This is a genomic window from Mycolicibacterium lacusdiani, assembly GCF_021916785.1.
In the GTDB taxonomy this organism is placed as follows: domain Bacteria; phylum Actinomycetota; class Actinomycetes; order Mycobacteriales; family Mycobacteriaceae; genus Mycobacterium; species Mycobacterium lacusdiani.
Genome location: NZ_JAKCFC010000003.1, coordinates 611,137 through 631,162 on the forward strand (window position 1 = coordinate 611,137; position 20,026 = coordinate 631,162).

General features: G+C 69.7%; 18 protein-coding genes. 10 read left to right on the forward strand and 8 right to left on the reverse strand.

What is annotated here, in order from left to right; translation table 11 throughout:
- Positions 1-36 precede the first annotated feature (36 nt).
- Both LOK44_RS12685 and LOK44_RS12690 read left to right on the forward strand, forming a co-directional pair.
- Complete coding sequence (locus LOK44_RS12685; protein ID WP_237570310.1) at positions 37-1,794, forward strand: N-acyl-D-amino-acid deacylase family protein; 1,758 nt, start codon at positions 37-39, stop codon at positions 1,792-1,794.
- Positions 1,791-2,351 (forward strand): carboxymuconolactone decarboxylase family protein, encoded by a 561-nt coding sequence (locus LOK44_RS12690; RefSeq protein ID WP_237570311.1) that lies wholly within the window; start codon positions 1,791-1,793, stop codon positions 2,349-2,351. The genes LOK44_RS12685 and LOK44_RS12690 overlap by 4 nt, the downstream gene beginning before the upstream one ends.
- Here the strand turns inward: LOK44_RS12690 and LOK44_RS12695 are convergent.
- The 4 genes from LOK44_RS12695 to LOK44_RS12710 all read right to left on the reverse strand — a co-directional run bounded on the left by LOK44_RS12695 (position 2,337) and on the right by LOK44_RS12710 (position 6,662).
- Positions 2,337-3,149: an SDR family NAD(P)-dependent oxidoreductase gene (locus tag LOK44_RS12695; protein ID WP_237570312.1), complete on the reverse strand. Its 813-nt coding sequence runs from the start codon at positions 3,147-3,149 to the stop codon at positions 2,337-2,339. The genes LOK44_RS12690 and LOK44_RS12695 overlap by 15 nt on opposite strands.
- 9 nt (positions 3,150-3,158) lie before the next feature.
- Positions 3,159-4,166 (reverse strand): zinc-binding alcohol dehydrogenase family protein, encoded by a 1,008-nt coding sequence (locus LOK44_RS12700; RefSeq protein WP_237570313.1) that lies wholly within the window; start codon positions 4,164-4,166, stop codon positions 3,159-3,161.
- A 95-nt stretch (positions 4,167-4,261) separates the two neighbouring features.
- Entirely contained in the window at positions 4,262-5,887 is a 1,626-nt protein-coding gene (groL, locus tag LOK44_RS12705; protein ID WP_237570314.1) for a chaperonin GroEL, read from the reverse strand.
- 214 nt (positions 5,888-6,101) lie between these two features.
- Positions 6,102-6,662 carry a TetR/AcrR family transcriptional regulator gene (locus LOK44_RS12710; protein ID WP_237570315.1) on the reverse strand — a complete coding sequence of 187 codons (561 nt, stop codon included), beginning with the start codon at positions 6,660-6,662 and terminating at the stop codon, positions 6,102-6,104.
- Positions 6,663-6,757: 95 nt separating this feature from the next.
- On the opposite strand from LOK44_RS12710, the gene LOK44_RS12715 reads away from it, so the two are divergent.
- Positions 6,758-7,651 carry an SDR family NAD(P)-dependent oxidoreductase gene (locus LOK44_RS12715; protein WP_237570316.1) on the forward strand — a complete coding sequence of 298 codons (894 nt, stop codon included), beginning with the start codon at positions 6,758-6,760 and terminating at the stop codon, positions 7,649-7,651.
- Between the two features lie 18 nt (positions 7,652-7,669).
- The gene (locus LOK44_RS12720; protein WP_237570317.1) at positions 7,670-8,170 is read left to right on the forward strand and encodes a cupin domain-containing protein; all 501 of its coding nucleotides are present in this window, start codon (positions 7,670-7,672) and stop codon (positions 8,168-8,170) included.
- Here LOK44_RS12720 and LOK44_RS12725 read toward each other — a convergent pair.
- On the reverse strand, positions 8,152-10,689 hold the full coding sequence (locus tag LOK44_RS12725) for an excinuclease ABC subunit UvrA (RefSeq protein WP_237570318.1): 2,538 nt from the start codon (positions 10,687-10,689) through the stop codon (positions 8,152-8,154). The two genes, LOK44_RS12720 and LOK44_RS12725, sit on opposite strands and share 19 nt — an antisense overlap.
- Positions 10,690-10,909: 220 nt before the next feature.
- Here LOK44_RS12725 and LOK44_RS12730 point away from each other — a divergent pair, with 220 nt between their 5' ends.
- The 3 genes from LOK44_RS12730 to LOK44_RS12740 all read left to right on the forward strand — a co-directional run bounded on the left by LOK44_RS12730 (position 10,910) and on the right by LOK44_RS12740 (position 14,241).
- Entirely contained in the window at positions 10,910-12,643 is a 1,734-nt protein-coding gene (locus LOK44_RS12730) for a DEAD/DEAH box helicase (RefSeq protein ID WP_237570319.1), read from the forward strand.
- A 194-nt stretch (positions 12,644-12,837) separates the two neighbouring features.
- Positions 12,838-13,311: an SRPBCC family protein gene (locus LOK44_RS12735; protein ID WP_237570320.1), complete on the forward strand. Its 474-nt coding sequence runs from the start codon at positions 12,838-12,840 to the stop codon at positions 13,309-13,311.
- A 96-nt stretch (positions 13,312-13,407) separates the two neighbouring features.
- Positions 13,408-14,241 (forward strand): endonuclease domain-containing protein, encoded by an 834-nt coding sequence (locus tag LOK44_RS12740; RefSeq protein ID WP_237570321.1) that lies wholly within the window; start codon positions 13,408-13,410, stop codon positions 14,239-14,241.
- Positions 14,242-14,328: 87 nt separating this feature from the next.
- Here LOK44_RS12740 and LOK44_RS12745 read toward each other — a convergent pair whose 3' ends face one another.
- The 3 genes from LOK44_RS12745 to LOK44_RS12755 are packed head-to-tail and all read right to left on the reverse strand — an operon-like array spanning position 14,329 to position 17,128.
- Entirely contained in the window at positions 14,329-15,141 is an 813-nt protein-coding gene (locus LOK44_RS12745; RefSeq protein WP_237570322.1) for an HAD-IIA family hydrolase, read from the reverse strand.
- Positions 15,142-15,185: 44 nt separating this feature from the next.
- Positions 15,186-16,622 (reverse strand): PH domain-containing protein, encoded by a 1,437-nt coding sequence (locus LOK44_RS12750; protein ID WP_372481230.1) that lies wholly within the window; start codon positions 16,620-16,622, stop codon positions 15,186-15,188.
- A complete protein-coding gene (locus tag LOK44_RS12755) occupies positions 16,619-17,128 on the reverse strand; it encodes a PH domain-containing protein (protein WP_237570323.1) in 510 nt (169 codons plus the stop codon). Before LOK44_RS12755 ends, LOK44_RS12750 begins: the two co-directional genes overlap by 4 nt.
- Here LOK44_RS12755 and LOK44_RS12760 point away from each other — a divergent pair.
- The 3 genes from LOK44_RS12760 to LOK44_RS12770 all read left to right on the forward strand — a co-directional run bounded on the left by LOK44_RS12760 (position 17,127) and on the right by LOK44_RS12770 (position 20,026).
- Entirely contained in the window at positions 17,127-18,050 is a 924-nt protein-coding gene (locus LOK44_RS12760) for an SDR family NAD(P)-dependent oxidoreductase (RefSeq protein WP_237570324.1), read from the forward strand. The two genes, LOK44_RS12755 and LOK44_RS12760, sit on opposite strands and share 2 nt — an antisense overlap.
- A gap of 2 nt (positions 18,051-18,052) precedes the next feature.
- Positions 18,053-19,246 carry a molybdopterin molybdotransferase MoeA gene (gene moeA, locus LOK44_RS12765; RefSeq protein ID WP_237570325.1) on the forward strand — a complete coding sequence of 398 codons (1,194 nt, stop codon included), beginning with the start codon at positions 18,053-18,055 and terminating at the stop codon, positions 19,244-19,246.
- A gap of 63 nt (positions 19,247-19,309) precedes the next feature.
- Complete coding sequence (locus LOK44_RS12770; protein ID WP_237570326.1) at positions 19,310-20,026, forward strand: phosphatidylserine decarboxylase; 717 nt, start codon at positions 19,310-19,312, stop codon at positions 20,024-20,026.

The window sequence follows — 20,026 nt, forward strand, 5'->3', positions numbered from 1 at the left end:
GTGGTCCTCAGGTTTCCGGCGTCGTACATTCAGGGCATGGCCCCTGACTTGATCATCCGCAACGGCACCATCGTGGACGGCCTCGGCGGTGAGCCCTACGTCGGCGACGTGGCGATCGCCGACGGCGTCATCACCGCCATCGGCACCGTCGACGGGCACGCCGCGCGCGAGATCGACGCCACCGGCCTGCTCGTCACACCGGGCTTCGTCGACCTGCACACCCACTACGACGGCCAGGCCATCTGGTCGGACCGGATGACGCCGTCGTCGGCCCACGGCGTGACGACGGCGGTGATGGGCAACTGCGGCGTCGGCTTCGCACCGTGCCGCCCGGAGGACCACGAGACGCTGGTCGACGTCATGGCAGGCGTCGAGGACATCCCGGGCGTGGTGATGGTCGACGGGCTGCCGTGGACGTGGGAGACGTTCCCCGAGTTCCTCGACGCGCTCGACGGCCGTGCCCGTGACATCGACGTGGCCGCGTTCCTGCCACACTCGCCACTGCGGGTGTACGTAATGGGCCGGCGCGGCGTGGAGCGCGAGCCGGCGACCACCGAGGACCTCGAGCTGATGCGCAAGCTCGCCGAGGAAGCCGTGCGGGTCGGTGCGCTCGGATTCGCCTCGTCGCAGTTGACGCTGCACAAGAGCGAAAGTGGCCAGCCCATACCGAGTTACGGCGCGGCGTACGCCGAGTTCGAGGCAATCGCCCGCGGCATCGACGACGGTGGCGGCGGGCTGATCCAGTTCGTGCCGGACCTCGTCGCGGGTGACTACGAGCCCGCGCTGAAGACGGTGTTCGACGTCGCCGAGGACGTCGGCCTGCCGGTCACGTTCACGTTGGCGATCGGCAACGCCGGCGACCCGTACTTCCTCGGCGCATTGACCATGGTGGAGAAGGCGAACGCGAACGGCGGAGACGTCAGTGCGCAAGTCTTCCCCCGGCCGATCGGCCTGGTGATCGGCCTCGAACTGTCGGGCAACCCGTTCGTGATGTACCCCGCCTACCAGGAGATCGCGCACCTGCCGCTCGCCGAACGCGTCGCCGAGATGCGCAAACCAGAAGTGCGCGAACGTATCCTGAGTGACTCCCCCGCGCCGGGAGGGCACCCCCTGATGTTCGCGGTGCAGGCCTTCGACTGGATCTTCCCGCTGGGCGATCCGCCGAACTACGAACCCGCCTCGTCCGACAGCATCACCGCTCGGGCCCGTGCGCGCGGCGTCAGTGCGCTGGAGGAAGCCTACGACCGCCTGCTCGACGACGACGGGCACGCGATGCTTCTGGTCACGCTCGCCAACTTTCGCGACGGGTCGCTGGACACGGTGGCCGAACTGATCCGCCGTGACGACGTGGTGCTGGGCCTCGGCGACGGCGGGGCGCACTACGGAATGATCTGCGACGCAAGCTTTCCCACGTACATGCTCACGCACTGGGTGCGCGACCGCGCCTCGGGCCGGTTGTCGGTGGCCGAGGCGGTCCGCGAGTTGACGTCGGCGCCGGCGCGGGTGGCGGGGCTGGGTGACCGGGGTCGCCTGGCCGTCGGTTACAAGGCCGACGTCAACGTCATCGACCACGCGGCGCTGGTGCTGCATCGGCCGGTCGTCGCACACGACCTGCCCGCCGGGGGCCGCCGCCTCGATCAGACGGCCGACGGTTACGTGGCGACGATCGTCGCCGGCGAGGTCATCGCCGAGCGCGGCGTGCCGACCGATGCCCGGCCGGGAAAGCTGGTGCGCGGGCGCCGGAGTCAGCCGGAGGGCAGAAGCGAAGCGACCCGGGAAAGCCAGCGCGCGTGACGCGGGTCGCGCCGCTGGCGCCGCCGTGGAGCGACGCGGACGCCGAGGGCATCGAGGCCTGGGGTCACCCCGACCGCACGTACGAACCGCTGCTGCTGGTGCGGTGCGTTCAGCGCCATCCCCGCCTCGCCGCGAAACTACGCAAGCTCGGTGAGGCACTGTACGTCGACACGCTGCTGCCACCACGGACGCGGACCATCGCGATCCTGCGCATCTGTGGGCTCGTCGGGTGCGCCTACGAGTGGGGCGGGCAGGCCGCGTTCTGGGGTCCGATCGCGGGCGTCGCCGAGGAGGAGTGCGACGCCCTGGTGACTGGCGCCGATGCGTCGTGGAGTGACGCCGAGCGCGTGCTGATCGCCGCTGTCGACGAACTCGAGCGCACCGGGTCGTGGTCCGACGCCACGTGGATGGCGTTGGGCGACGGCCTCGACGACGAGCAGCGCATGGAGCTGCTCATCGCCGTCGGCTGGTACCGGACGATCTGCACGATGTGCAACGCCCTCGACCTGCCCGTGGAGGGCTGGATGCGTGAGTGGCCCGGTTCAGTTGCGCCGTAGCGCAGGATGCTGCTTCACCAGTAGCGGCATCAGGACCCGCTGGGGCAGCAGCCCGAACAGGCGGGTGCTGACTTGGCTTGCCAGACCGGGGATCACGCTGCCCCGGTCGTGCTCGAGAGCGTCGATGCCCACCTTGGCGACCTCGCGTGACGGCATCCACATGAATTTCGGGAAGGCGTCGGCGAAGGTCTTCTCGTCCATGCCTGCCACCTGGAGGAATTCGGTGCGTACCGGGCCGGGGTGCAGCGTCGCGACCGTCACGCCGGTGCCGACGAGTTCGGCGCGCAGACCGTCGGTGTAGCTGCGGACGAACGCCTTGGTGGCTGCATAGCCGGCTTGGCCGGGGAACGGCTGGAAGCCCGCCGTGGAACCCACGTTCAGGATCGCGCCGCGTCCGCGTCCCACCATCTGTCGGACCGCGCGCGTGGTGAGGTCGATGACGGCCTCGACGTTCACGCGGACCTGGGCGATCTCGTCGTCGACGTTGGCGTCGACCACCGCCCCGATGGTGCCGATGCCCGCGTTGTTCACCAGGACGTCGACCGTCAGCCCGCGCCGCTCGATCTCGTCGAGCAGGCTCGCCCGCGCCGCGGGATCGGCTACGTCGCAGGCGATCACCTCGACGCGGACCGTGTCGCCGAGTTCGGCCGCGAGGTCGCGGAGCCGGTCCTCCCGGCGGGCGACCAGTGTGACTCCGTGTCCACGGGACGCGAGTTCACGGGCCAGATCGGCCCCGATGCCGGACGAGGCGCCGGTGACGACGGCGGTGCTGGTTGGGGAGGGCTTGGGCAGTGACATGTGGCAAACCTATCTGGTGCGGGTGATGACGACTTTGCCGGTCATGCGGCCTGATTCGACGTCCCGGTGGGCCTCCTCGAGCCCGGCCGAGGAGAAGTCGTCGATGGTCTTCGTGACGGTGGTACGCAGCGTTCCGTCGTCGACGAGCGCGGCAGCGGAGCCCAGCAGATGCTGCTGGGAGATCATGTCGGGCGTCTCGAACATGGCCCGGGTGAACATCAGCTCCCAGTGCCAGGCGATGCTCTTGGCCTTGAGACCGACGAGGTCCAGACCGGGTGGCTCGTCGATTGCGGTGATGTGCCCGAATGGTTTCACGATGGCCGCGTAGTCGTCGACGTTGCCCGCGGAATGCGGGGAGAAGAGGTAGTCGACGCCATCGGGGGCGACCTCGAGCGTCTGCGCGCGGAGGTCGTGGTGATCGACGACGGCGTCGGCGCCCATGCTCGTCGCCCATTGCCGCGACTCGTCGCGGCTGGCGGTGGCGATCACCCGAACGCCGGTCAGCGCCTTGGCGAGCTGGATCATGATCGATCCGACGCCACCCGCGGCGCCGAGCACCAGCAGGTCGCCCGTCGAGTCCTTGGTGAGGCCGAAGCGGTCGAACAGGGATTCCCACGCGGTGATCGTGGTCAGCGGGAGCGCGGCGGCCTCGGCGAACGAGAGGCTCGCGGGCTTGCGGGAGACGATCCGCTCGTCGACGGCCTGGAATTCGGCGTTGCTGCCGGGCCGGGTGATGTCGCCGGCGTACCAGACCTCGTCGCCGACGCGGAGCGTCGTGACCTGCGCGCCAACGGCTTCCACGATGCCTGCGGCGTCGAAGCCGAGGATCGTCGGGGTCTGCGAGGGCTCGAGCGAGGAACGGCGCTTCACGTCGACGGGGTTGACCGAGACGGCGAGCACTCGCACCAGCACGTCGCGTTCCCGAAGCTCGGGCACGTCGACCGTGACGTCCCGAAGGGTCTGGTCGCTGTCCACCGGTCCCCCGGCGAAGGATCCGATGGCTTTCATCGTGGTCACGTCGCGGTACAACCTCGCCGACTGCCGGGTTCTTCCCCGGACACGAAGAAGCCCGGCCTGCCGAAGCAGACCGGGCTCCTCGTTGAGTGCTTGGACTAGAAGTCCATGCCGCCCATGCCACCGGTCGGGTCGCCCGCGGGTGCGGACGCCTTCTCCGGCTTGTCGGCGACGACGGCCTCGGTGGTGAGGAACAGCGCCGCGATGGACGCTGCGTTCTGCAGCGCCGAGCGCGTGACCTTGACCGGGTCGGCAACGCCGGCGGCCAGCAGGTCCTCGTACTCGCCGGTCGCGGCGTTCAGGCCGTGACCCGCAGGAAGGTTCGAGACCTTCTCCGCGACGACACCCGGCTCCAGGCCACCGTTGAAGGCGATCTGCTTGAGCGGGGCCGACAGCGCGACGCGCACGATGTTCGCGCCAGTTGCCTCGTCACCGGTGAGCTCCAACTCGTCCAGCGACGGAGCCGACTGCAGCAGGGCCACGCCGCCACCGGCGACGATGCCCTCTTCGACGGCTGCCTTCGCGTTGCGAACGGCGTCCTCGATGCGGTGCTTGCGCTCCTTGAGCTCCACCTCGGTGGCAGCTCCGGCCTCGATGACTGCAACGCCGCCGGCCAGCTTGGCCAGGCGCTCCTGCAGCTTCTCGCGGTCGTAGTCGGAGTCGCTGTTCTCGATCTCGGCACGGATCTGGGCCACGCGGCCGGCGATCGCGTCGGAATCCCCGGCGCCCTCGACGATGGTGGTTTCGTCCTTGGTGATGACGACCTTGCGTGCCTGGCCCAGCAGCGCGACGTCGGCGGTCTCGAGCGAGAGGCCGACCTCCTCGCTGATGACCTGGCCACCGGACAGGATCGCGATGTCCTGCAGCATGGCCTTGCGACGGTCACCGAAGCCCGGGGCCTTGACGGCGACGGACTTGAAGGTGCCACGGATCTTGTTGACCACCAGGGTCGACAGGGCTTCGCCCTCGACGTCCTCGGCGATGATCAGCAGCGGCTTGCCGGACTGGATGACCTTCTCCAGCAACGGAAGCAGGTCCTTGACCGTCGAGACCTTGGAGCTGACCAGGAGGATGTAGGGATCCTCGAGGACGGCTTCCTGACGCTCGGCGTCGGTCACGAAGTAGCCCGAGATGTAGCCCTTGTCGAAGCGCATGCCCTCGGTGAGCTCGAGCTGCAGGCCGAAGGTGTTCGACTCCTCGACGGTGATGACACCCTCGTTGCCGACCTTGTCCAGCGCCTCGGCGATCAGGTCGCCGATCGACTGGTCGCCTGCGGAGATGCCCGCGGTGGCAGCGATCTGCTCCTTGGTCTCCACCTCCTTGGCCTGCGACAGCAGGGTCTCGGTGACCTTCTGCACGGCCTTCTCGATGCCGCGCTTCAGGCCGAGCGGGTTGGCGCCGGCTGCGACGTTGCGCAGGCCTTCGCGAACCAGTGCCTGAGCGAGCACGGTGGCGGTGGTGGTGCCGTCGCCCGCGACGTCATCGGTCTTCTTGGCGACTTCCTTGACCAGCTCTGCGCCGATCTTCTCGTAGGGATCCTCCAGCTCGATCTCCTTGGCGATGGAAACACCATCGTTGGTGATCGTGGGAGCGCCCCACTTCTTCTCCAGGACGACGTTGCGACCCTTGGGGCCCAACGTCACCTTTACCGCGTCGGCGAGGGCGTTGAGGCCCCGCTCGAGGCCGCGACGGGCCTCTTCGTCATACGCAATTGTCTTGGCCATTGCGAAGTGATTCCTCCGGATTGGGAATTGCACGTCTCTTCGGTCGGGATCAGTGCCCGCGACGGACGGCGTTGGGTGTGCTCCGCAGGTGCGGCCCCGGCCTCACCGTCCCGACCTAGCACTCACTGATCGCGAGTGCCAACCACATTCTTAGCACTCGACCATGCCGAGTGCAAGGTCAGGGCCGACGTCGGATGGTCCGGAACGGCCGTCGTCAGCGGGCCGAACGCAACCCGTCGACGATGATCTCGGCGACCCGTTCGGCGATGCCCTCGCCGTAGCGGTCGGTGGACTTGCAGACCGTCATCAGGGCCTTCACTTCCGGGCCCCCGACGTCGGGCCGAACCGTGCCTGCCCGTTGCGCCGCGGACAACATCTCCTCCATCACGCCGACGAACGCAGCCTCGGCGCCCGGCGCCGCCGCATCGAGGTCGACGCCGTAGCCGGCCAGGGCATCGGCGATGCCGTGGTCGGCCGCGGCAGTCCGGACCATCTCGCGCAGGAAGTCGAACAGCGCGGTGCCGGGGTCGGTCGCGAGCAGCTGGTGCGCCCGGTCGACGATGCTGCGCACCCGGTCTTCGATGACGGCTTGGAAGAGCGCTTCCTTCGTCGGGAAGTGCCGGTAAACGGTGCCCGGGCCGACACCGGCGCGACGGGCGATCTCGTCGATCGGCACGGCGAGCCCCTCGGCGGCGAACGTCTCGTAGGCCACCTCGAGCACCTTGGCGCGGTTGCGCGCGGCGTCGGCGCGCATGGGCCGCGTAGTGCTGGTCACTTCTCACTCCTTGGTTGACAAAACGGAGCGAGCGTTCCGTATAGTCGATGAAACCGGAGCGGACGTTCCGCATCCATCGTACCCAAGGAGCCTCGATGACCAACTGGACCGTCGCGAACGCACCCGATCAGACCGGCCGCGTCGCCGTGGTGACCGGCGCCAACACCGGACTCGGCTACGAGACGGCCGCCGCGCTCGCCTCCCGTGGCGCCCGCGTCGTACTGGCCGTGCGCAACCTCGACAAGGGCAAGGCCGCCGCCGACCTCATCCTGCGGCGCACCCCGGGCGCCGACGTCTCGCTGCAGGAACTCGACCTCACTTCCCTCGCCTCGATCGAGGAAGCGGCCGAACAGCTGCGAGCCGACCTCGACCGGATCGACCTGCTGATCAACAACGCCGGGGTGATGATGACGCCGAAGGGCACGACGAAGGACGGCTTCGAACTGCAGTTCGGCACCAACCACCTCGGCCACTTCGCCTTCACCGGGCGACTGCTCGACCGGGTGCTCGCCGCGCCGGGCTCGCGGGTCGTGACGGTCAGCAGCATCGGCCACCGGCTCGGCCGCATCCGCTTCGACGACCTCCAGTCCGAACGCCGGTACAGCCGCATCAGCGCGTACGGCCAATCCAAGCTCGCCAACCTGCTGTTCACCTACGAGCTGCAGTGCAGGCTCGCAGGCACCGAGACCACGGCCCTGGCCGCTCACCCCGGCGGCTCGAGTTCCGAACTGTCCCGATACGTCCCCAACGCGCTGCAGCTCGCCTTCAGGACCCTGGAACAGAGCACCGAGATGGGCGCCCTGCCCACCCTGCGCGCCGCCATCGACCCGGCCGTCGCGGGCGGCGAGTACGTCGGCCCCGGCGGCCCGTTCGAATTGCGGGGCTACCCCGAGGCCGTCTCCTCGAGCCGGCGATCGCACGACCCAGCGGTGCAGCGCCGCCTGTGGACGGTGTCGGAACAGCTGACGGGGGTGGTCTTTCCGGTGTGACCGCGAGAGACTGACCGCGTGTCGCTGATCGTGCCGCCATATCCCCCAGTCAGGTACTCGAAGGACGATCCGGAGGTCAGCGCCTGGGTGCGCCCCGGTGACGCGCCTGCGGACTACGACTCCTTCGGCCTGGTCGAATACCACTACCTGGCCAACGAGCAGGCGACCGACGGCGACTACGGCCTGTTCCGCGTGGAACTCGCGCCGAGGGCGGGCGGGCCGGGCCCGCACTTCCACCGCACGATGTCCGAGGCGTTCTTCGTGCTATCCGGGTCGGTGACGATCTACGACGGCAAGCAGTGGTCGCCCACCAAGCAGAACGACTTCCTCTACGTGCCGCCCGGGGGCATCCACGGGTTCCGCAACGAGGCGGACGACCCGGCGTCGATGTTGATGCTGTTCGCCCCCGGCGCGCCGCGGGAGCACTACTTCGAGGGCCTCGCCCAGCTCGGCGACATGACCGACGACGAGCGCCGGGAGTGGTTCATCGCCAACGACAATCACTTCGTCGACGAGTAGGCAGCCATCCGGGCCGCCAGGTACGGCGCCGTCCGGCTGCCGGTAGCACGCGCCACCTCCGCGGGCGTCCCGGCGGCGACCACCCGGCCTCCGGCGTCGCCTGCACCCGGCCCCAGGTCGATCACCCAGTCGGTGCCCGCCACCACTCGCATGTCGTGTTCGGCGACGACGACGGTGTTGCCCGCGTCGACGAGCCGGTGCAACTGCCGGTCCAGCAGGTCGACGTCGGCGGGATGCAGTCCGGTCGTCGGCTCGTCGAGCACGTAGAGCGTGTGCCCGCGCCGAGGTCGTTGCAGCTCGGTCGCCAGCTTGATCCGCTGCGCCTCGCCGCCGGAGAGTTCGGTCGCGGGCTGCCCCAACCGCAGGTAGCCAAGGCCGACCTCTTGGAGAGCGCGCAGACTGCGCGCGGCCGCGGGCAGGTCGTCGAGGAATGGCGTCGCCTCGTCGACGGTCATCGCGAGGACGTCGGCGATCGTGTGATCGCGATAACGGACCCCCAACGTGTCTTCGTTGTACCGGGCACCGTGGCACGTCGGGCACACCCCGTACGTGCCGGGCAGGAAGAGCAACTCGACGGAGACGAAGCCCTCGCCCTGGCACGTCGGGCAGCGGCCCTGAGCCACGTTGAACGAGAACCGGCCCGCGCTCCACTTGCGCCGACGCGCCGCCGGTGTCTCGGCGAACGCCTTGCGGACGGCGTCGAAGAGACCCGTGTAGGTGGCCAGGGTCGAGCGCGGCGTGCGGCCGATCGGCTTCTGGTCGACGGCGACCAGCCGGCCGATGAAGTCGACGCCCTCGGCGCTCACCCCGATGCTCGCGTCGTGGTCGAGGTCGACGATCTCCGCGTCACCGTCACCACCGTCGGCCTCTGGCTCGGTGGTCTCACCGCCCAGTGCACGGGTGACGACGTCGCCGAGCACTTTGTAGACGAGCGTCGACTTCCCCGAGCCAGAGACGCCCGTCACCGCGGTGTAGGTCCCCAGCGGAATGTCGACGTCGAGACCGCGCAGGTTGTGAAAGTCGATGCCGCGCAACCGCAGTCGACCCACCGGCGTGCGGGGTGTGCGCGCGTCGGGCGCGGCCCGGTCGAACAGGTAGTCGCGCGTCACCGAGGCAGTCACGTCGGCCAGCCCGGCGACCGGGCCGCTGTAGAGCACCTCGCCGCCGAGTTCACCGGCGCCGGGCCCGACGTCGACGATCCAGTCCGCACGCCGCACCACATCCATGTCGTGTTCGACCACGAACAGCGAGTTGCCCGCCCGCCGCAGCCGGTCGAGGACGTCGAGCAGCGGTTCGGCGTCGGCCGGGTGCAGCCCCGCCGACGGCTCGTCGAGCACGTACAGGACGCCGAACAGCCCGGCGCGCAGCTGGGTCGCGAGCCGCAGCCGCTGCAGCTCCCCCGGCGACACCGTGGGCGTGCGCCTGTTGAGGGCGAGGTACCCCAGCCCGAGGTCGAGCAGCACCTGGATGCGGGCCACCAGATCGGCGGCGATCATCGTGGCCACCTCGGTGCCTTCGCCGGATTCGGTCGACTCGTAGGCGGCCTCGAAGTCGGTGCGCTCGGCGGCGGCCCGCAGGACGTCGGCGAGTTCGGTCAGCGGCAGCGTCACCAGCTGCGCGATGTTGCGGCCCGCGAAGGTGACGGCGAGCGCCTCGGGCCGCAGTCCGGAGCCGTCGCACACCGGGCAGTCGATGCTGTCGACGTACTTGAGCACCCGTCGGCGCATCATCGCACTCTGCGAGTTGGCCAGCGTGTGCCGCACGTGGCGCTCGGCGCTGGAGAAGGTGCCGTTGTAGGTGTAGTCGGCGATGACGTCGTGCCGGTGCGGATGGATCTCGACGGTGGGCTGCTCGTCGGTGAACAAGATCCAGTTGCGCGCCTTCTTGGGCAGCCGGTGCCACGGCTTGTCGATGTCGTAGCCGAGCGTGATCAGGATGTCGCGCAGGTTCTGGCCCTGCCAGGCGCCGGGCCACGCGGCCACGGCGCCCTCGCGGATGGTCAGCGACGGGTCGGGCACGAGCGTCTCCTCGGTGACCCGGTGGATCCGGCCGAGCCCGTGGCATTCGGGGCAGGCGCCGATGGCGGTGTTCGGCGAGAACGAGTCGGAGTCGAGGCGCTCGGTGAACCCGCGCGGGAACGTGCCTGCCCGCGAGTACAGCATCCGCAGCAGGTTCGACAGCGTCGTGACCGTGCCGACCGTCGACCGCGACGTGGCCGACCCGCGCCGCTGCTGCAGGGCCACGGCGGGCGGCAGGCCCGTGATGTCGTCGACCTTCGGCGCGCCGGTCGGAAGCAGCAGTCGGCGGGCGTACGGCGCCACCGACTCGAAGTAGCGCCGCTGCGCCTCGGCGTAGATGGTGCCGAACGCCAGCGACGACTTGCCCGACCCCGAGATGCCGGTGAACGCGACCAGCGCGTCGCGCGGCGCGGCGACGTCGACGCCGCGTAGGTTGTGTACGCGGGAGCCGAGCACCCGCACGTACGGGTCGTGCTCGACGTCTTGCTCCGGGCGGTCCATCTCCTCATTGTGGGGCTCCACCGTGGGTCCGGGCGTCATCTTCGTTTGCTCCACGTCAGCACGTCCACGCGGCGCTCCCCTTCGCGTGGCCGCCTCCCGGCACGACCATGTACCGTCGTCCCGAGGGTCCGACACGCTCGCACTCCAGACACGCCGTATGGAGATGCGCGGACGGAACCCATTGCCCTAGAGTGGCCTTCGACCAGATAGGAGTCTTCGGGTGCGGGCTTATGCAGCGCCCAGCACCCAGGCTTTGCGGGGCTGGCAGCGTCGGGCGTTGGTGAAGTACTTGACGGCTGCTCCCCGCGATTTCCTCGCCGTCGCGACCCCCGGATCCGGCAAGACGACGTTTGCGCTCCGCATCGCGGGCGAGCTGCTGTCCGAGGGTGTCGTCGAGCGTGTCACCGTCGTCGTGCCGACCGAACACCTCAAGATCCAGTGGGCCCAGGCCGCGCAGCGCATCGGCCTGGCGCTCGACCCGAAGTTCAGCAACTCGTCGGCGCAGAACTCCGACGAGTACCACGGCGTCGTCGTCACCTACGCACAGGTGGCCAGCCATCCGGGACGGCACCGGGTGCGCACCGAGAACCGCAAGACGCTGGTGATCTTCGACGAGATCCACCACGGTGGTGATGCCAAGAGCTGGGGCGAGGCGATTCGCGAGGCATTCGACGACGCCACCCGTCGGCTGTCGCTGACCGGTACCCCGTTCCGCAGCGACGACAGCCCCATCCCGTTCGTCAACTACGAACTGGGCCCCGACGGCCTGAAGCACTCGCAAGCCGACCACGTGTACGGCTACTCCGACGCACTCGCCGACGGCGTCGTGCGACCGGTGGTGTTCCTGGCCTACTCGGGTGAGTCGCGCTGGCGTGACAGTGCGGGCGAGGAACATGCGGCCCGCCTCGGCGAGCCGCTCACCGCAGAGCAGACCGCCCGGGCCTGGAAGACCGCGCTGAACCCCGTCGGCGAGTGGATGCCCGCGGTGATCGCGGCGGCCGACCGGCGGTTGCAGCAGAAGCGTCAGCACGTGCCCGACGCAGGCGGCATGATCATCGCCTCCGATCAGACCGCGGCGCGCTCCTACGCGAAGCTGCTGACCGAGATCACCGGCGAGGCGCCGACGGTCGTACTGTCCGACGACCCGGGCTCCTCGGACCGCATCTCGCAGTTCTCGGTGGGGACCAGCCGGTGGCTCGTCGCGGTGCGCATGGTGTCGGAAGGCGTCGACGTGCCCCGGCTGTCGGTCGGGGTGTACGCGACCAGCGCGTCGACGCCGCTGTTCTTCGCCCAGGCGATCGGGCGGTTCGTGCGGTCGCGTCGTGCGGGCGAGACGGCGAGCATCTTCTTGCCGTCGGTGCCGAACCTGCTGCTGCTGGCCAGCCAGATGGAGGCGCAGCGCAACCACGTGCTGGGCAAGCCACACCGCGAGTCGCAGGGCGACGAGTGGGACGACGAGGCCCTCGACGACGCCAACAAGACCAAGGACGAAGCCAGCGACATGGATCGCGGCTACGAGATGCTGGGCGCCGACGCCGAACTCGACCAGGTGATCTTCGACGGTTCGTCGTTCGGCACCGCCACCCCTGCCGGCAGCGAGGAGGAGGCCGACTACCTCGGCATCCCCGGGCTGCTCGACGCCACGCAGATGCGAGACCTGTTGTCGCGCAGGCAGGAAGAGCAGCTGGGGCGGCGGAGCCGGGTTGCTGCCGGCGAGAGCGCGGCGGGTGAAGGTCAGACGGCGGTCGCGACGCCGACGACCACGCACGGGCAGCTGCGTGACCTGCGCCGCGAACTGAACGCACTTGTGACGCTCGCACACCACCGCACCGGCAAGCCGCATGGCTGGATCCACAACGAGCTGCGGCGCATCTGCGGTGGACCCGTTGTGGCGGCGGCGAACTCGGAGCAGATCGCCGCGCGCATCGAAGCGGTACGCACGCTTCGGGGGTAGTCCCGGGGTGCCGACTCTGGGCCCTATGCACGCATTTCGCCCGTTCCGCGTGCACAACCCCCAGACTCGAGCGTGTACGGGCGCAGCCCCATGCCGTACTCGGTCAGCGCCGTGAAGGCCATGTGGCGACGGCAGGGCCGGAGCTGCCGTGCGGCAACCGATTAGTTCCGTGCGGTTCGGCAGTCGATACGCGTATGACCACGGATACCTTGATCACGTCCCGCATCGTCAACGCACCCGTCGAGGCCGTCTTCGACGTACTGGCCGAGCCCGCCAACCACGCAGCCATCGACGGCACCGGATGGGTGCGCGAGTCGCTCGACGGAAAGCCCTTGCGGGAGAACGGCCAAATCTTCCGCATCGCGATGTACCACGACAACCTGCCGGACGGGCATTACGAGATAGCCAACCGCGTCATCGCCTTCGAGCCGCCGAACGCCATCGCATGGGAACCCGGTCAGGAGGGACCCGGCGGCGAGATCCAGTACGGCGGCTGGACCTGGCGCTACGACCTAAAGCCGGCGGGCAATGGGACGCAGGTGACCATGACGTACGACTGGTTGGGCGTTCCCTCGGAGACACGGGAGCACATCGAGTTTCCGCCGTTCGCGGTGTCGCACGTAGAGAATTCGATGGCGAACTTGGCTGCGCTGGCCGAAGGGCGCTGACGCGTCCATCCCCAGTGTGGGCTCTATGCACAGGCTGAGCCCCCAAGAGCGTGCACGACGCCCACTTCGTCGGCGGTCGAGGCGACCGTTGCGGGCATGCGACCCTTCATTGGCAGTGCCGCGGTACGGCGCGGTGAACTCACGCGGCGCGGACTCGCGCGCGAACACGTTGCGGTGTACCGGGATGTCTACCTCCCGCGTGACGTCGAGCTGACGGCGCAACTCCGCGCGCACGCCGCATGGCTTGCGACGGGCGCAACGCTGGCCGGCATCTCGGCCGCGGCGATGCACGGCACCAAGTGGCTCGACGCGTCGGCACCGGCGGATGTGCTGCGTTCCGACCAGCATGCGGTCGCGGGCATCGTCGCCCACACCTGGGCTGTCACTGCCGACGAAGTGAGCCTGGTCGGGGGCGTTGACGTCACCACGGCGGCGCGGACTGCCTTCGACATCGGGCGGACACGAACCGCGGCACAGGCCATCCCCATCCTGGACGCGCTGTTCAATGCGACGCGGCTGAAGCACTGCGACGTATCGGCGGTCGCTGCGGCGCACCCGGGCGCGCGGGGCGTGGCCCAGCTGAGGTCATTGCTCGCGGATGTCGACGGGGGTGCCGAATCGCCGCAGGAGACCAGGCTACGGCTGCTTCTGGTGGCCGCTGGACTCCCGCGTCCCGAGACACAAATCCGGTTTCCTGAACTGCACGTCCGCGTCGACATGGGCTGGCGGACATGGAAGGTGGCCGTCGAGTATGACGGTGTGCAGCACTGGGCCGACGGTCGTCAACGGGCTTGGGACATCGAGCGGATCGCGCTGCTCGAGGCGGCGGGCTGGTTGGTGGTGCGGGTCAGCGCCGACATGCTGGCTCGGCCGCATCTCATCGTCGCGCGTGTCCGGGAGAAGCTGCGGGCGAGAGGATGCCCGGTATGAGGCTCGAGTCTGGGGGCTATGCACGCGAAACGGGAGGAAAGCGTGCACAGGGCCCAGATTCGGCAAAAAGGGGCGAATCCGACGCCCCTATAACCCAATTAACTCAGGCAGGTCGGCGATCGAGTCGATGACGTGGTTGGGCTGCATCGCGAATTCGTCTGCCGCCCAACGGTCCAACGTGTCCTGGCGGAACTTGCCGGTGCGCACCAGCACGCCCGTCATCCCGACGACCTGCGCGGCCAGCACGTCGTTGTTGAGGTCGTCGCCGACCATGTACATCTCCTCGGGGTCGACCCCGAGGCGGTTCGCCGACGCCAAGAAGCCCTCTGGCGCAGGCTTGCCCACCGCGACTGCCTTGCGGCCGCAGGTCTCCTCCATGCCGAGCAGGTACATGCCGGTGTCGATACGCAGTCCCGCGGCGGTGTTCCACGCCGTGCTGCGGTGCATGGCCACCACGGGGATCCCCTGCGCCATCCAGTCGTAGACCCGGCTGAGCGTCACGTGGTCGTACTCCGGCCCCGCACCGCCGAGCAGCACGACGTCCGGGGTCTCGGGTTCGGCGTCACCGACGTCGTGGGAGTAGACGACGTCGATGCCGGGCATGTCCTCGCCGATCTCGCCGCTGTTGACCAGGAAGCACCTCGCCCCGGGATAGCGGTCGCGGACGTAGTCGGCGGTCAGCACGGCCGCGGTGATGACCTCGTCGGCGGTGACGTCCATGCCCGCCTCGGTGAGCAGTCTCGCGATCTGCACACGGGTGCGGGTGGTGGTGTTGGTCAGGTACGAACGCGCGATCTGATGGTCCGCCAACGTCCGCAACGTCTCCCCGGCGCCCGGGATCGGCTGCCACGAGGTCACCAGGACGCCATCGATGTCGAACAGCACACCACCGATAGCCATGGTGCCAAGGTAAACGGCCGCGGTCGGTATGCAACTCGTACCCGTCAGGCAGTGACCCATTCGCTGTCGGCCACCCACGGCGACGCCTGCGCGGCGACCGCCCACGCCAGGTCCGCAGGCACGTCGATCACCTGATACCCCTTGATCCCGGCAGCAGTCGCCGCGACCAGCGTCGCCACCCCGGCACGGCGCTGAAACGGCGTCTGCCGCACCGTCCAGCCGATGACCCCTGCGGCGGCGATGCAGTCGCGCCTGCGTTCGACGCTTCCCGACCGCGCGATCAGCCACCTGTCGTCGACGCTGTGACCGAGCGCACGGGACCGGTCGAACGCCAAGAAGGCCGCGGCCACCGTGACGACCGACCACCCCAGCCACGTCCAGGCCGACGTGCCCGCCACGACCAGCGCCACCGCGGCCACCGCGGGAACCAGCAGGGCACGCGTCCACCGCCTGCGCGTCGCCGCAGGACCATGTCCGCGCAACGGCCCGTCGGCCACCCCGGGCGCCGTCAACTCCGTCAGCACGGCCACGGCGGTCGCGCGTGGGCACGGCGGCAGCAGCAGCGACGCCTCACCGGCCCCGCCGACGCCGGTCATCACCGCGTCCAGCCGGGCGCCGCCGAACGCGCGCACCAGCAGCGGTTCGCGCAGCGTCCCGCCACGCAGCCGCCGGGTGTCGTAGGTGTGCTGACGCAGTCGCAGCAGACCGTGCTCGAGGTTCAGCACGCCCTCGCTGCGAGACAGCACCAGGTTGCCGAACGTGACGAGGCTCCGCAGCACCGACAGCACGAGCGAGGCGACCAACACGAAGCCGACCAGCCCGACGACGGCGACCACCGCCCCGGCCCGTTCGGCGGCGTCCAGACCCTGGCGAACCAGCGGTGAATCCCCCAGCGTCGCAACGACACCCGTCTGGTACACCACGGCCACGGCGGCAGCGATCATCGCCAAGCCGGTGAAGCTCAGCGGGCTGTACCGCAGCCAGGAGAATTCCCATCGGGCGAGCACGCTGGCCTGCGGCGCTCGATCTTCGACGTCCGGCGACTCGGTGAGCAGCACCGCACGCAGTCCCGCGACCTCCTCCACGCGCACCGCATCGAGCGCGAAGTCGGCGTCACCGCGGCCCTCCTGCCCGGTGCCGACCTTGACCACGGTCAGTCCGAGCAGCCGGTGCAGCAGCCGGGCGTCGGTCGACACCGATCGAATCCTGTTGCGCGGCACCGACAGCACCCGGCGTGCCAGCACGCCCTCCCGACGCTGGATCTGCTCACCATCGATGCGGTAGCTCGTCGTGAACCAACGGGCGATGCCGAACGCGACCAGCAGACCCAGCGCCGCCGCCGACCACAGCGGATTGCCGGTCGCCGTACCGAGTACCGCCGACCCGATCAGCAGCGGGAGCTGGCGCAGCACTTCGTGGATCGGATGAACCAGCAGCATGCGCGGGCTCAGCCGCCGCCACTGCTCGACCGGTGCGCTCACGTGGCGTCCTGCTCACCGATCGACGCGACGTCGGTCAGCTGCGCGACGACGCGGTCGGCGACGTCGGCGTCCAGGGCCACGATGCGGACCGCACCCGCCGACGACGCGGTCGTCACCGTGACGGTCGCGAGCCCGAACAGCCGGTCGAGCGGGCCCCGCTCGGTGTCGACGGTCTGCACGCGCGAGATCGGCGCGATGCGACGCTCCTGCACCAGCCACCCGGTCCGGGTGTACACCGCGTTGGCGCCAATCTCCCAGCGGTGCACCCGGTATCGCCAGACGGGCACCACGCCGACGAACAGCGCCGCACCCACCACGGTCGACGCGGCGGCCAGCCCGTGCAGCCAGCCGTACCGCCCGTCGAGCACGAACCACGCGACCTGCGCCACCGCCAGCACCGCCCACGGGATGGCCGCGGAAACGGCCCACACCACGGGCGCCTTGCGGCTGGGCGGGTTCGCGGGGTCGATCAGGGTGGGCACCCTCCTGAGTATGGTCGTGATCATGAGCGCCAACACGAAGTGGACCGAGGCAGACGTCGCCGATCAGAGCGGGCGGCTCGCCATCGTCACCGGTTCCAACACGGGTCTCGGCTTCCACACCGCGCGCGTGCTGGCCGAACGGGGTGCACACGTCGTGCTCGCGGTGCGCAACCTCGACAAGGGCAAGGAGGCGGCTGCGCAGATCCGCCGCACCGCCCCCGGCGCCGAGGTCACGCTGCAGCGGCTCGACCTCGGCTCACTGCAGTCGGTGCGCGAGGCCGCCGAGGAACTCAAGGCCACCCACCCGCGCATCGATCTGCTGATCAACAACGCCGGGCTGATGTACCCGCCGAAGGGCCACACCGAGGACGGCTTCGAGTTGCAGTTCGGCACCAACCACCTCGCGCACTTCGCGCTGACGGGGTTGCTGCTCGACCACCTGCTACCCGTCGAGGGGTCGCGCGTCGTCGTGGTCGCGAGCATGGCGCACAACATCCGCGCGGGCATCCGCTTCGACGACCTGCAGTGGGAACGCGGCTACAGCCGGGTCGCCGCCTACGGCCAGTCGAAGCTCGCGAACCTGATGTTCTCCTTCGACCTGCAGCGCCGTCTCGCCGCCGAGGGCGCGAAGACGATCGCCGTCGCCGCGCACCCCGGCGTCTCCAACACCGAATTGATGCGGCACATACCGGGTGGCAGCCTGCCGATCGTGATGCGGGCGGCCGGGTTGATCACCAACAGCCCCGCGATGGGCGCGCTGGCGACGTTGCGCGCCGCGACCGACCCTCAGGTGAAGGGCGGGCAGTACTACGGCCCCGACGGGTTCCGCGAGCTGCGCGGCCACCCCGTGCTGGTGTCGTCGAGCGCGCAATCGCTCGACGAAGCGGTCCAGCAGCGACTGTGGACGGTGTCCGAGGAACTCACCGGCGTCACGTTCCCGGTGTAGCCGTGCGATCCGTCGAAGAACATCAGCGGGTCGTCGCCGGGCTGATCACCGCGCGCGGCGCCGTGACGACACCGGTGCCCGACGCTCTGGGCTTGGTGCTCGCGGCCGACGTCGTGGCTCCCTTGTCCCTGCCGGGCTTCGACAACTCCGCGATGGACGGATACGCCGTGATCGCCGAGGACGTCGCAAGCGCCACCGAGGACTCGCCGCTGACCCTGCCCGTTGCCGAGGACATTCCGGCCGGGCGGACCGACCCGCTCACCCTGGCGCCCGGGACTGCGCACCGCATCATGACCGGTGCGCCCCTGCCCTCGGGCGCGACCGCCATCGTCCCGGTCGAGGTCACCGACGGCGGCACCGAGACGGTCACCATCCGCCGCGCGAGCCGGCCCGGCCAGCATCTGCGGCAAGCGGGCGAGGACGTCACCGAGGGCACGACCGTGCTGCGCGCCGGACAGGTCCTGACCCCCGCCGCGCTCGGCCTCGTCGCCGCACTGGGGCTGGCCGACGTCAGCGTGATCCCCCGGCAGCGGGTCCTGGTCATGTCGACCGGGTCCGAACTCGTCGCCCCCGGAACGCCCCTGCTGCCCGGCCAGATCTACGAGTCGAACGCCGTGATGCTCGCCGCCGCCGTGCGCGATGCGGGCGCCGAGGTCACCACCGTGGCGATGACGGCCGACGACGTCGCGACGTTCCGCGGCACCCTGCTCGAGCACGCGCGCGACGCCGATCTGGTCATCACCACCGGGGGCGTCAGCGCAGGCGCCTACGAGGTGGTCAAGGACTCGCTCGGTGGCGAAGTCGAATTCGTGAAGGTGGCGATGCAGCCGGGCATGCCCCAGGGCGCGGGGCGGGTCGCCGGAACGGGCACGCCGATCATCACGCTGCCCGGCAACCCCGTCAGCGCGCTCGTCTCGTTCGAGGTCTTCCTGCGCGGCCCGCTGCGCGCTGCGATGGGCGTGCCGCAGCCCGAGCGCACTCGCCGCGAGGTGACCCTCGGCGAATCGCTGACCTCGCCGAACGGTCGGCGGCAGTTCCGGCGCGGCGTGCTCGACGGCGACACCGTCACCAGTTACGGCCCGCCCGCGTCGCATCACCTGCGCTGGCTGGCGTCGGCGAACTGTCTGCTGGAGATAGACGAGGACGTCACGGAGGTGGCCGAAGGGTCAACGGTGCGGGTCTGGGATCTGACCTGAATCCCCGTCGGGCCCTCCCGGCGCACCCGGCCATCGCCCGGTAGTCGTTAGAATCGGAACCCCATGGCCAGACCCGCGCGACCGCCTGCGGTCGAAGACCATATTTCCGAGCTGTCCCGCTTCGTCGACCTCGTCCGGTCGACCGTCCCGCCGGTGCACCCGGCCGGCCTCCCGTTCATCGCGGGTGGGCTCGGGCTTGCCGCCGTCGGACGCAAACACCGCTTGGTCCGCAATGTCGGATTGACCGCTGCGGGCGCATGCGCCGGCTTCTTCCGGCACCCGCCGCGAGTGCCGCCGACCAGGCCGAACCTGGTCGTCGCGCCCGCGGACGGTCTGGTGACGCTGATCGACGAGGCCACGCCGCCCGCCGAACTCAACCTGCCGGACGCGCCGATGAAGCGGGTCAGCATCTTCCTGTCGATCTTCGACGCCCACGTGCAGCGGGCGCCGGTGGCTGGCGACGTCGTGACGGTCAAGCACCGCCCCGGCCAGTTCCAGTCCGCCGACAAGGACACCGCGAGCGCCGACAACGAACGCAACAGCGTGTGGCTCCGCACGCCGAACGGCGTCGACGTGGTGGCCGTGCAGATCGCCGGGCTGATCGCCCGCCGCATCGTCTGCTCCACGCACGCCGGAGCCACGCTCGAACTCGGCGAGACCTACGGCCTGATCCGGTTCGGCTCCCGCCTCGACACGTACTTCCCCGCCGACGCGAAGGTCATCGTCGAACTCGGGCAACGCGCCATCGGTGGCGAGACCCCGCTCGCGGAGCTGGCGTGA

What these genes read in the sequence shown, in the direction of transcription:
- LOK44_RS12685 (WP_237570310.1), top strand. Translation starts at nt 37, where the DNA reads ATGGCCCCTGACTTGATCATCCGCAACGGCACCATCGTGGACGGCCTC.
- LOK44_RS12695 (WP_237570312.1), bottom strand. Translation starts at nt 3,149, where the DNA reads ATGTCACTGCCCAAGCCCTCCCCAACCAGCACCGCCGTCGTCACCGGC.
- groL (WP_237570314.1), bottom strand. Translation starts at nt 5,887, where the DNA reads ATGGCCAAGACAATTGCGTATGACGAAGAGGCCCGTCGCGGCCTCGAG.
- LOK44_RS12715 (WP_237570316.1), top strand. Translation starts at nt 6,758, where the DNA reads ATGACCAACTGGACCGTCGCGAACGCACCCGATCAGACCGGCCGCGTC.
- LOK44_RS12725 (WP_237570318.1), bottom strand. Translation starts at nt 10,689, where the DNA reads ATGGACCGCCCGGAGCAAGACGTCGAGCACGACCCGTACGTGCGGGTG.
- LOK44_RS12735 (WP_237570320.1), top strand. Translation starts at nt 12,838, where the DNA reads ATGACCACGGATACCTTGATCACGTCCCGCATCGTCAACGCACCCGTC.
- LOK44_RS12740 (WP_237570321.1), top strand. Translation starts at nt 13,408, where the DNA reads ATGCGACCCTTCATTGGCAGTGCCGCGGTACGGCGCGGTGAACTCACG.
- LOK44_RS12745 (WP_237570322.1), bottom strand. Translation starts at nt 15,141, where the DNA reads ATGGCTATCGGTGGTGTGCTGTTCGACATCGATGGCGTCCTGGTGACC.
- LOK44_RS12760 (WP_237570324.1), top strand. Translation starts at nt 17,127, where the DNA reads ATGAGCGCCAACACGAAGTGGACCGAGGCAGACGTCGCCGATCAGAGC.
- LOK44_RS12755 (WP_237570323.1), bottom strand. Translation starts at nt 17,128, where the DNA reads ATGATCACGACCATACTCAGGAGGGTGCCCACCCTGATCGACCCCGCG.
- LOK44_RS12770 (WP_237570326.1), top strand. Translation starts at nt 19,310, where the DNA reads ATGGCCAGACCCGCGCGACCGCCTGCGGTCGAAGACCATATTTCCGAG.